This is a genomic window from Anabaena sp. CCY 9402-a, from assembly GCF_963920945.1.
GTDB classification, from domain to species: Bacteria; Cyanobacteriota; Cyanobacteriia; order Cyanobacteriales; family Nostocaceae; genus Trichormus; species Trichormus minutissimus.
Map to the genome: position 1 here is coordinate 15,945 of NZ_CAWUDL010000022.1, position 11,772 is coordinate 27,716.

The 11,772-nt window shown below is 41.9% G+C and carries 11 protein-coding genes; 5 read left to right on the forward strand and 6 right to left on the reverse strand.

Annotation, left to right across the window (positions count from 1 at the left end):
• The first annotated feature begins 34 nt into the window (after positions 1-34).
• Complete coding sequence (glpK, locus tag ACM0OR_RS10355; protein WP_414576160.1) at positions 35-1,552, forward strand: glycerol kinase GlpK; 1,518 nt, start codon at positions 35-37, stop codon at positions 1,550-1,552.
• A gap of 113 nt (positions 1,553-1,665) precedes the next feature.
• Here the strand turns inward: glpK and ACM0OR_RS10360 are convergent, their stop codons facing one another.
• From ACM0OR_RS10360 to ACM0OR_RS10380, 5 genes are all read right to left on the reverse strand, one after another.
• On the reverse strand, positions 1,666-2,676 hold the full coding sequence (locus tag ACM0OR_RS10360) for a hypothetical protein (protein ID WP_190705608.1): 1,011 nt from the start codon (positions 2,674-2,676) through the stop codon (positions 1,666-1,668).
• A gap of 11 nt (positions 2,677-2,687) precedes the next feature.
• Positions 2,688-2,933 (reverse strand): hypothetical protein, encoded by a 246-nt coding sequence (locus ACM0OR_RS10365; RefSeq protein WP_190705605.1) that lies wholly within the window; start codon positions 2,931-2,933, stop codon positions 2,688-2,690.
• 523 nt (positions 2,934-3,456) lie between these two features.
• On the reverse strand, positions 3,457-5,346 hold the full coding sequence (dnaK, locus tag ACM0OR_RS10370) for a molecular chaperone DnaK (protein WP_323265651.1): 1,890 nt from the start codon (positions 5,344-5,346) through the stop codon (positions 3,457-3,459).
• 205 nt (positions 5,347-5,551) lie between these two features.
• Complete coding sequence (locus ACM0OR_RS10375) at positions 5,552-6,019, reverse strand: Hsp20/alpha crystallin family protein (RefSeq protein WP_190705599.1); 468 nt, start codon at positions 6,017-6,019, stop codon at positions 5,552-5,554.
• 229 nt (positions 6,020-6,248) lie between these two features.
• On the reverse strand, positions 6,249-7,214 hold the full coding sequence (locus tag ACM0OR_RS10380; RefSeq protein WP_414576161.1) for a stage II sporulation protein M: 966 nt from the start codon (positions 7,212-7,214) through the stop codon (positions 6,249-6,251).
• A gap of 81 nt (positions 7,215-7,295) precedes the next feature.
• Between ACM0OR_RS10380 and ACM0OR_RS10385 the strand changes: the two genes are divergently transcribed.
• Together ACM0OR_RS10385 and ACM0OR_RS10390 are read left to right on the forward strand one after the other, a co-directional pair.
• Positions 7,296-8,150 (forward strand): DUF975 domain-containing protein, encoded by an 855-nt coding sequence (locus ACM0OR_RS10385; protein WP_414576162.1) that lies wholly within the window; start codon positions 7,296-7,298, stop codon positions 8,148-8,150.
• A gap of 21 nt (positions 8,151-8,171) precedes the next feature.
• Positions 8,172-8,954, forward strand: coding sequence for an RDD family protein (locus ACM0OR_RS10390; protein WP_414576163.1), 783 nt, complete (start codon positions 8,172-8,174; stop codon positions 8,952-8,954).
• Positions 8,955-9,070: 116 nt separating this feature from the next.
• Here the strand turns inward: ACM0OR_RS10390 and ACM0OR_RS10395 are convergent, their stop codons facing one another.
• A complete protein-coding gene (locus ACM0OR_RS10395; protein WP_414576164.1) occupies positions 9,071-9,859 on the reverse strand; it encodes a DUF1868 domain-containing protein in 789 nt (262 codons plus the stop codon).
• 124 nt (positions 9,860-9,983) lie between these two features.
• Here ACM0OR_RS10395 and holA point away from each other — a divergent pair, with 124 nt between their 5' ends.
• Both holA and ACM0OR_RS10405 read left to right on the forward strand, forming a co-directional pair.
• On the forward strand, positions 9,984-10,973 hold the full coding sequence (holA, locus tag ACM0OR_RS10400) for a DNA polymerase III subunit delta (RefSeq protein WP_414576165.1): 990 nt from the start codon (positions 9,984-9,986) through the stop codon (positions 10,971-10,973).
• Positions 10,974-11,313: 340 nt separating this feature from the next.
• Positions 11,314-11,772, forward strand: coding sequence for a DUF4168 domain-containing protein (locus ACM0OR_RS10405; protein WP_414576166.1), 459 nt, complete (start codon positions 11,314-11,316; stop codon positions 11,770-11,772).

The window sequence follows — 11,772 nt, forward strand, 5'->3', positions numbered from 1 at the left end:
AGGGTTGAAAAGTCAGAATTATATAATTGGGGCTATGCAGACATTGGGCAGCACATCATCATCCGGCTATATTTTAGCGTTGGATTTGGGTACGACAGGAAACCGCGCTTTTATTTTTAACGCTGACGGTAAAATTGTGGGACAGGCATATAAGGAACTGACACAATATTATCCCCAGCCGGGATGGTTGGAACATGACGCTGAAGAAATTTGGTGGGATACTTGCTGGGTGATGAAAACTGCAATGTCTCAGTCTCAAATTCCACCATCGGCAATTGCAGCTATTGGTCTGACTGTACAACGAGAAACCTGCTTATTCTGGGATAAAACGACAGGTAAACCACTCCATAAAGCTATTGTTTGGCAAGACCGCCGCACTGCTCCTCTGTGTAACCAATTACAAGAGCAAGGTTATGCTCAGGAAATATACGATCGCACTGGTTTAGTAGTGGATGCTTATTTCTCGGCTACTAAACTTAGATGGCTCTTGGATAATCTTACAGGCATTGACTTGCATAATGTCCTCGCAGGTACTATTGATAGTTGGGTGCTGTGGAATCTTACGGGTGGAAAAGTCCACGCCACTGACCACAGCAATGCTAGCCGGACAATGTTGATGAATCTCAAAACCTGCGCGTGGGATGAGAGATTAATAGATATTCTCCAGATTCCGGCGCATATATTGCCGAAAATTCAACCGAGTTTAGGGGAATTTGGCGTGACTGATGCTGAATTACTCGGTGCAGCTATTCCCATCACTGCTATTTTAGGTGATCAACAAGCAGCTTTATTTGGTCATGGCTGCGATCGCCCCGGCTTGATGAAGTGTACTTATGGTACTGGTAGTTTTTTAGTAGCTCACACTGGTGATGAGATTGTGCGCTCTTCAAATCAACTGATTTCTACAGTGGCATGGACACAAGTAAATCCCAGCCATAACTTAAATATAGGCTATGCCCTGGAAGGCAGTATGTTTACTAGTGGGGCTTGTATCCAATGGTTGCGCGATGGCATCAAATTAATCAAAACTGCGGCGGACACTGAGATGATGGCGCAACAAGTATCAGATAACGGTGGAGTTTATTTTGTCCCAGCTTTTAGTGGATTAGGCGCACCCTACTGGGATATGACCGCCAGAGGGGCATTTTTTGGCATTACCGCCAGCGTCCAACCCCAGCATTTAGTCCGGGCTGTGTTGGAGGCGATCGCTTATCAAGTGCTAGAAGTAGTACAAGCAATCAACGCCTCTAGTAGTCATGCTATGCAGCGTTTAATTGTGGATGGCGGTGCTTGCGAGAATAATTTTCTGATGCAATTCCAAGCGGATGTGTTGGGGATTCCTGTAGAACGCCCCACCATGCGCGATACCACAGTCCTTGGTGCAGCCTTTGCCGCCGGTTTAGCTGTAGGATTTTGGGATAGTTATGCAGAATTGGTAAAGCAACGAGAAATTGACCGCATATTTGAGCCAGGGGAAGGAAGACATCACGCCACAGCCAACTTCGCCACTTGGCAAAAAGCCGTTAAACGGACTTTAGGGTGGGTAGAGTAGGGGACAGGGGACAGGGGACAGGTGACAGGGGACAGGTGACAAACGCTTAATGTTATGGGGGGGGTAGAGACATTGCAATGCAACATCTCTACAGTCGTTCATTCTCAATTCCCTCACCCCGAACTGGCGGCTAACTCCAAATCCAAAGTATAAAAGCCAACTTTTTTAGGTATTCTGTCGAATCTTCCTATGCGATAACCGCGAGATAATTCATTTAATACCTTGCTTTTAACTTCTCTGTGATCATCAGCATCGATGTCTCCATAAAGTCCTGTGATCACTTCCGCCACACTAAAAACTTTCCCTGGATTGTGTCGAAAGAAAGAGGTAAGTGCATCAATTAAAAATTGACCTTCATAGGCTTTCAACATAGGAACAATTTTAGTCTTCGGTACAACTAAAGCTGGCTTCTTCCTACTTTTACCATTGCGAGAGTAAGTATTAGTGCGATTTGAAGTTACCAAACTTAAGTCTAGGGTGTAACAACCAGGTTCGTCAGGTATACCAAACCAGGCCTGTCGTTCTCTACCTTGGGTAAGAGAAGATTGGACTCGACCTTTAACTACCTTAAAAATGTGTGGATCTAACTCACCATAGAGCGATCGCACCACAAAATCTATATGACAGACAGCACCAAGATGTTCTTGCAATAGTTTTGAAATAGCTTCCATCCGACTCATAGATTGATACTCAGGTAGCATGGGGAAATCAATTCCCTTAATGCTTTCTGCTGATATCTTTGTAGCTGGAGGCTCATTATGCTCTGCAACCTTAGTAGTATCATCCTTGAGTTCTAAACGATCTGAACTTTTGATGTCAGCTTGGCTAGACTCTACCAATTTAATAGCAGTAGGGGAAACACTATCAGACAAAGATAACAAAGACTCATCCTGGGGATGGGTAGATACTTCTTGAACAGCTTCTAGAGTTGCAACTTGGCCGTTTGTATCTTTGTCCGCAGACCAAGTAGATAACAAAGCTTGCACATGGTCAAGTTGCGATCGCGCCTGTGTATACAAAGTTTCGTACTCTTCTACAAGGTGAGCATAGTAGTCTCGTAGTTCCAACAACGGAGAGAGGAAGTCTTGAGGAGGGGGTTCTAAATGCAATTGAGTATTCATCATGTAGTTTCACGTCAACCCAAATCGGTATCACTTTTATAAGACATTGGTCGAGGTTTAGCCTTGTGAGATGGCTGCTGAGATTTTTTCGGTGCTTGTGGCGGGCGACATCTCTCACAATATAAAGGACGGGGGCCAAAAGTCTCGCGGTTTGTAGCTTCGTTACACTCTTTACAGACAAAATTAAAAACGCGCGTGTGAATCAGCCTTTGATGAGCTTTGACAGTATATTCCCTAACATCAATTAGCTTACTGGTCATAATCAAAAAAGTGGAATTGCAATTCTATCAATATAGCTATTCAAGCAAACAAACTGAGATCCGTGTGTGTTTAGTTATCTGCTTGATTCAAATCAGCAATTTTGTGTAAAACACTAGATGCAAAGTTGGCATAGTAGAAACCAGGAGAAATCTATTGGTTGTCTTATTAGCATATAGTTCATTATCAACATCTAGGTACTATTTACTGCCCTATTTTTGGCTTATTAAACACGAAAAATTTACATACCATTGATTTGAACACTTTCTTTACAAAGATTTATAACAAACTAACTGTAGTGTCCAAATTGTACTTTTCATTATCAAGTTTTATGCCTACAGTAGGATGTAATGAAAAATTACCTTTCTATTCTAAGAGTCAGATTCTTTAGTGAAAAGAGTTGGGGAATATGGGTGTATAAAAACTCTATATAGTAATCTTCTTTAAATATCAAATTAATCTTGAAAAGGCACAAACGATGATTGCTTGTGCCTCAACTATCTCATTAACAAAACTTACCTGCGACTATTTACTTTCTACAAAGTCAGCATCAATCACATCTTCACCGTCACCTCTTTGTTCACCCTGTGTACCTCCCGAAGTTGTTCCTGTGGCTTGGGCGTAAACAGCACTACCAACTTGCATGAGGGCTTGTTGCAACTCGTTAGTCAGAGATTTAATTCGATCAAAATTATCTTGGTTAATCGCCTCTCGTAAATCATTTACTAGCCCTTCAACTCGACTCTTGTCGCTGGCACTAACTTTATCACCCAAATCTCGCAGTTGTTTTTCCGCTTGATAGACTAAAGAGTCGGCTAAGTTCTTGGTGTCTATTTGTTCGCGGCGTTTGTGGTCTTCAGCAGCGTGAGCTTCTGCATCCCGCACCATTTGTTCCACATCCCGTTTATCTAAGGTTGAAGCACCTGTGATCGAAATTGACTGCTGTTTGTTAGTTGCTCGGTCTTTCGCTGTCACTGAGAGAATCCCATTGGCATCAATATCAAAAGTTACTTCAACTTGTGGGACACCTCTAGGTGCTGGGGGAATGCCATCTAAACGGAAATTACCCAAACTTTTGTTATTTTGAGCTAATTCACGTTCACCTTGGAGAACATGAATTTCTACATTTGTTTGCCCATCAACGGCGGTAGAAAAGACTTCTGATTTTTTCACCGGGATAGTGGTGTTACGTTCAATAATCTTAGTCATCACGCCGCCCAGAGTTTCTACACCCAAGGACAAAGGTGTTACATCCAACAGTAAGATATCTTTGACTTCACCTGATAACACACCCGCTTGAATAGCTGCACCAACTGCTACAACTTCATCCGGGTTAACTCCTTGACATGGATCTTTCCCCGTTATCTGACGGACTAATGCTTGCACCGCAGGAATCCGAGTCGAACCACCAACTAGTACAATTTCATCAAGTTGGGCATTGGAGAGTCTAGCATCTTGCAACGCTTGTTGTACTGGTTTGCGGCAACGGTCAAACAAATCTGCACACATCTCCTCAAATTTAGCCCGTGTCAGGGTCATGTCTAGGTGTTTCGGCCCTGATTGAGTAGCGGTGATAAAGGGGAGATTAATATTGGTTTGAGTGGCACTAGAAAGTTCAATTTTGGCCTTTTCGGCTGCTTCTGTTAATCTTTGCAGTGCTTGCTTGTCTTTACGCAAATCTACACCTTCATTACCCCGAAATTCATTAGCTAGCCAATCGACAATCTTTTTATCGAAGTCGTCACCACCTAAATGGGTGTCGCCACTGGTAGATTTAACTTCAAACACGCCATCGCCTACTTCCAAAATCGAAACATCAAAAGTTCCACCACCCAAGTCAAATACTAAGATAGTTTCATTTTCCTTCTTATCCAAACCATAGGCGAGGGCGGCGGCTGTTGGTTCGTTAATAATGCGGAGAACTTCTATACCAGCTATTTTCCCGGCATCTTTGGTAGCCTGGCGTTGGGAATCATTGAAATAAGCTGGGACTGTAATTACGGCTTGGGTGACTTTTTCTCCTAGATATTTGCTGGCATCATCTACCAGTTTCCGCAAAACTTGGGCAGAAATTTCTTCAGGGGCAAATTGTTTACCTACGGCGGGACAGTCTAATTTGACATTCTCTTGACTGTCGCGCATGATTCGATAAGAAACTTCTGTGGCTTCATGAGTAACTTCATCAAATTTACGCCCAATGAAGCGTTTGACAGAATAAAAGGTGTTTTCTGGGTTCATCACAGCTTGCCGTCGGGCAATTTGACCCACCAAGCGTTCACCAGTTTTGGTATATGCAACAACAGAGGGAGTAATTCGTTGTCCCTCTGCATTGGCAATGACGGCTGGTTGTCCCCCTTCCATAACAGCAACGCAAGAGTTTGTCGTCCCTAAATCAATACCAACTACTTTTGCCATAAGAATTACCTCTCTTTAGGGGTGTAGTCAAGCTTAAAATAGTGCAATAGATGTAGGTTAGGTTAAGCGCAGCGCAACCCAACATTGATCTCAAAAACCCAATATAGATATTGGTGTTGGGTTTCCTTGCGTCAAACGCCACTCGCCCCAAGCCGGGAAACCCGTCCAAGGCGGTGGCTTCCCAACCTACACCTAGTACCTCAAATTATCCGAGATTAACTTTCACAACTTTTTGTCTTTCGGATTCTGCTTTTGGCAGATTTAGGCGGAGAATGCCGTTTTTGTATTCAGCTTGTACTTTGTCGTTCTGAACTTGACAAGGTAGCGGTATTTCTCTTTGAAATCTACCGTACCGAAATTCAGAACGAGTCATACCACCTTCTTCAGTTTTGGTTTCAGATTTGCGTTCACCGCTAATCAAAATTGAGTCGGGTGTGGCTTCTACATTAATATCTTTGGATTCTAGACCAGGTACTTCTAATTTGAGATGAATTGCATCGTCTGTTTCTTCAAGTTCAGCAGCAGGCATGAATGTAAATCCCATTCTTTCGCCGCCATCGGTAGGCATTAACCTTTCAATCAGGCGATTCATTTGCCGTTGCAAGGTATCAATTTCTCGGAATGGTTCTAGGCGTTCGATATCCCGGAAAGGTTCCCAACGAACAAGTGCCATAATATCACCTCTAAAAATGTACTATTTAGATGAAGGCAGCCTAATTTAAAGCTTTATAGCTGAAAGTACAGCAATATATTTTTAGTTCAATCTTTAATTTCCAAAAGCTTTATCTTAAGCTTCCTCACTAACACACTAGATCACTGCCAAATAGCTGTAGGTTCGGTTTAATGAACAGTGGCGATCGCAATAACCGTACAGAAAAAAATCAAAACTCAAAAGTGAAAATCTATCTAGTGACTGATGTATGTTTGCGGTTGCAGTATATGACTAAAATTATGAATAATCCTAAACCAAATAGATACTTTAATGGGTCTGGAATTATAGGATTAGGAGAGATAAAACCCTCAATAATTCCGGCGACTACTAACATTGGTACAATGCCAAATACTAACTGTACTGCTTGCGAACCATAAAGTTTTAAGGCATCTCCTCGGCGATATTTACCAGGGAATAGAATCGCTTTTGCTAATAACAAACCAGCCCCACCAGCAAAAAAGATAGCGGGTAACTCTAATGCACCGTGGGGAAAGACAAAAGCCCAAAAAGGATAAGCCAAGTTATTTTGACCAACCAAAGTTGCGATCGCACCAATTAATAACCCATTAAATACCATGATATAGGTCGTGAAAGCTCCGGCTGTCATTCCCCCAGCCACAGCACCAAAGGACACCTTGATATTGTTAATCATGATGCCGCTCGATGCTAAAGGTTCAATACCCACAATTGACCCCATCCACAACTCACCTTTATCTCGGACTTGCGAAATTAAGCTTTCTGGCACGATTAACGACATAAAAGTCGGGTCTTGCCACGCATACCACCAACCCACCAATAACCCCACAAAAAACAAAGCTGTCGCTGTGGCGATATAGGGAAATGTTTTTTGAATGACGGCAGGAAACCCCCAAAGATAAAAGTCCCATACGGCTTGCCATTCCTGCCGACGAGAACCTTGGTAAATTTGTGTGTAGGCGCGGGTGGTCAAGGATTGTAAATTATGGATCAAAATATTGCCCACCTGTTGAGTGCGAGCGCGTGCCAAATCAGCTGCCACGGAACGGTATAAACTCGCTACTTCTCTAATCTCCGCAGCTTTGAGAGACTTTAACCCTTTGTGTTCTAACTGTCTCAATAAAGCATCCAAACGCTGCCAATTTGGTTCTCGCCGTGCAATCCAACGTTGAATATTCATAAATTTTGGGCATATTAGCTTTTAACGTACCTTAAGATAGCTTCAAATTCATCCCCGTAATTTCAAGGAAAGCTCAACCTTATGACAGGAAATATTGGTTCTCCTAGTCCCATGCAACCACTGACTGTGGGTAATGTGGTGAGTGCTGGAATGAGATTATATCGCTCTCATTTCCAGGACTATTTTTTACTGGCTCTCCAAGCTTACCTATGGGTGCTAGTTCCTGTATATGGGTGGGCTAAATTTTATGCCCTGACATCCCTAATTTCCCGTTTGGCTTTTGGTGAACTAGTCAATCAGCCTGAAAGTGTCTCATCTGGTAAACGTTTTGTTAACTCCCGGTTATGGCAGTTTTTGCTGGCGATGCTGTTGCTGTTTCTTGTCGGTATAGGAATTGGCATAGGGATGTTAATTATATTTAGTATATTAACGGTGTTATCGGCAGCACTAATTGGGCAAGGAGGTCAGGCGCAAAATCCTGCTACTTTGGTGTTGTTGGGTCTAATTGCCTTTGTTATTGGGATTGTGTCACTTCTAGCAGTGTTGTGGCTGCTGACAAGATTTTATTTAGTAGATTTGCCCTTAGCGGTTGAAGATAATATTGATGGTGCATCAGCGATTAGCCGCAGTTGGGAAATAACTCAAGGTTATGTCTGGCGAATACTGTTGATTTCCTTTGTAGGCTTTTTAATTACTATCCCAATTCAAATTGTGGTGCAGATTCTTACCAGAGTTCTGCAATCTGTTTTCTTGCCCTATTTACTAGAGGGAGCTAGTGTATATATTCTGCTTTACGTCTTGCTTGTCTTAGTTATCAGTTTTGGTAGCGGTGCTTTAGTAGTCCCATTTTACCAAAGTATTAAAGCCGTCATTTACTACGACCTGCGGAGTCGCCGGGAAGGGTTAGGCTTAAAACTACGCGATCGCGAAATTTAACCGCCAGCATGAATTAAGATTATGCACCTGTTTAACCGTGTTAAATACCGCACACCAGAAAGTGTCGAGTTAGAATTCACCCTCGCAGGTATCGGTAATCGTGCTTGGGCGTTGCTAATTGACTATTTGGTATTAGCTACCATTTTGACCGCTTTCTTAATTGTCTGGGCTATTATTGCTGGTCAATTATCAGATGTTTGGCAACAAGTTTTTGGTTCTACATTTAGTTTATGGTGGGTAGCCATTACATTCATCGTTAGCTTTGCCATTTACGCAGGTTATTTTGTATTTTTTGAAACTTTATGGCAAGGTCAAACTCCTGGTAAAAAAGCCGCAGAAATTCGTGTAGTTCGAGATGATGGTAGACCAATTGGGATGCAGCAAGCAACCTTACGCGCTCTCCTGCGACCATTTGATGAGTTTCTATTTATAGGAGCTTTTCTAATTATGTTTAGTCGCCGAGAAAAGCGTCTTGGTGATTTAGCTGCCGGCACAATTGTGATTCAAGCTGGGACACCAACTATATCAGCCAATATCATGATTTCTGAACAAGCTAAATCGTTACATCAGGATTTAATTCAAATCACTGATTTATCAAAATTATTACCTGATGATTTTGCGGTAATTCGGGAATACTTACAGCGACGTAGTGCTATGTCACCCAAGGCTAAAAGTGCGTTATCTCTGAAGTTATCCCAACAAGTTCAAGATATTTTGCATATAGAAAATTTACCAGCAACCATTCACTCAGATATTTTTTTAGAGGCCGTTTACTTGGGGTATCAGAATCGGGAATGGGGGTAGGGGTGACAGGTGATAGGTGACAGGAAAGAAGCAGTACCGCTTCGCGAAACCCCCAGGGTGGGGCATTGGACATATAGGAGAATATTCTTCTATATGTCCAATGCCCAATGCCCTAATTAAAACTCTAAACTAGGCCAGTCTGATTCCCGATAGTAACGGGTCATATCGTCAAATTTCCGCAGTTCGACACGATGGATGGAAATATCTGGCATACTAAACATCCATTTTTCATTTAATTCAGAAAGTGAGTCAGCAAGATTGATTCGCTCTAAATCTGGTGGGATATCACCGAAGTAACCTAAAGTTACATGGGCTGTAAAGTGATAATGTTGCTCAACTCCCAAAGCGATTAATTTGGGATTTTGATAAATTGTGCGGCGGAATTTCAGAATCTGTTCATAGCAACTTTCATCTTTAGGTACTAGACACACACCTATAGCTCTAGGCATGATGACCAGTCCTAACATTTGCCAGACGATCGCCTGGCTCTCTTGTGTCAGAGATTCTTGATATTGCTGAAATGTTTCTGTGATACAAGAGTGTAATTGTTGGTCAAATTCGGGATTTTTTTCACAAGCATGATGATAAGCACTGTCCCAAATTAAATCTGCTAAGGTTAAGTGGAAACTCCCAGGAGGCAGAGGGACAATTAAATCTTGATTTCCCGGTAACTGTAAAACTTCCTGTTGATACGCTTGTAATGTGGCGTAGAAAGCAGCATTGTCTGAGTCTTCGTCCGCCGTTGGGGTAATTAAGGTATAGCCAGGAAAAGGTGCTGCGGCTCTAGATTCCCCAGATGGCTGAAATTTATAAGATTCCTGAATATGCTGCACTTGGGATCTATAAGCTTCTGGTAGCGTCATTCTTGCCACCCGATTTAGATAAGTTTGGTAGTTGTCGTCCAATCTTCGTTGCCTCGCGCTCTCACTTGATTGATTTTAGGGAAAATTTAGATTAAAGAGTAGGGGGATAAGGGTATAGGGGTGTAAGGGACAATACTAATTAATATAAGTTATTCCCCAATACCCAATGACTATTTACTTTTACTGGGGTGAGGATGATTTTGCGATAGAGAAGGCAGTGGCAATATTACGCGATCGCATTCTTGATCCTCTCTGGACTAGTTTTAACTATACTGGGTTTCTCCCCGATCAAAGTGATGCGGCAATTGCGGCGTTAAATCAAGTCATGACTCCACCTTTTGGTGCTGGGGGGCGTTTGGTATGGCTGATGAACACTACTGTTTGTCAACAGTGTCCTGAGAATCTGTTGGCAGAACTGACGCGGACTTTGCCAGTAATTCCTGACAATTCATATTTATTACTCACTACCCGTAACAAACCAGACGAACGTCTCAAATCCACGAAATTAATCAAAAAATACGCTGCTGAGTTTCGAGAGTTTCCCCTGATCCCACCTTGGAAGACAGAGTTACTCATACAAGCTGTTAACCAAGCGGCTCAAATTGTGGGAGTAAAACTTACTGCTAAATCTGCGGAAGTGTTAGCAGAGGCTGTAGGTAATGATACGCGACTCCTTTACAATGAAATGGAGAAATTACGCCTTTATGCTGAGGGTAGCCATCAACCTGTAGATGTAGATACTGTCACGCTTTTAGTCAGAAATACTACCCAAAATAGCCTGCAACTAGCCGCAGCCATGAGAACAGGTGACACAGTTAAAGCTTTAACCGTCTTAGCCGATCTCGTCAATGCTGCCGAGCCAGAGTTACGGATCATTGCTACCCTTGTAGGTCAATTTCGTACTTGGTTATGGGTGAAGTTAATGCTGGAAAGTGGAGAACGCAACCCCCAAGCGATCGCTCAAGCTGCTGAAGTTGGCAATCCTAAGCGCATCTACTTTTTACAACAAGAAGTACAATCCCTCTCTTTACAACAACTAATTTCTTGTTTACCCCTACTACTAGAGTTGGAGTTTATTTTCAAAAAAGGCTCTGGAGATGTATCTGTTCTTCAAACTAAAGTCATAGAAATATCTCAAGTATGCCGACGTAACTAACAATAAATATCCTACAGCAATCCTAGATCATTCGTAAGAGCTAAGAAATCCGGTTTTTTAGAAAACCCAGGAGTTTTGCTGACTTTTCACGTCATGTGGAAAAGTCCACGGAAAATCTAACTTCCAACCCAGGATTTCCAAGTCTCTCTCCTCGCAGGAGAGAGATTTAGAGAGAGGTTTTCCAGATACCGTCAAAAGTTAGAGGGGTTCTGAAGTCTCACAATTCTTAGAAATCAAATAGGATGGCTATAGGAGTGATTAAAGTTTTCTGGAACTTATCACTTCTAAAATAATTCACAGTCATTTAAATACTCCTTGCCGTGGTTCTGTGTTACATCCTATGAAGACTATTAATAATTTGTTTTTCCAAACGAGTATGCACAAGAGGATAACTCATAACTTCTTGTTTGGACTGATAACTGCAACTACTTTGGTTTTGAGTACATTAAGTTTAAAAGCTAATGCTCAAAATCTCTCTGTTAATAAGAATGAAATTACTAGCTATGCTCAAGCTTTATTAGCAATAGAGCCTGCACGTCAACAGGCTTTTGGAGCAATTAAAAAAATAGTCGGAAATGAAAATGTTCCTAAAATAGTTTGTAATCAACCTAATAGTATGAATGATTTGCCTAATAGGGCTAGAGATATTGCGGTTAACTACTGTAAACAGTCTCAGGAAATTGTAGAAAATCATGGACTGACTATTGATAAGTTCAATAGAATCACAATGGAAATTCCCAAGAATAATAACTTAAAACAAGAGATTTACGAAACTTTAGTCCGTCTTCAAAATAAATAG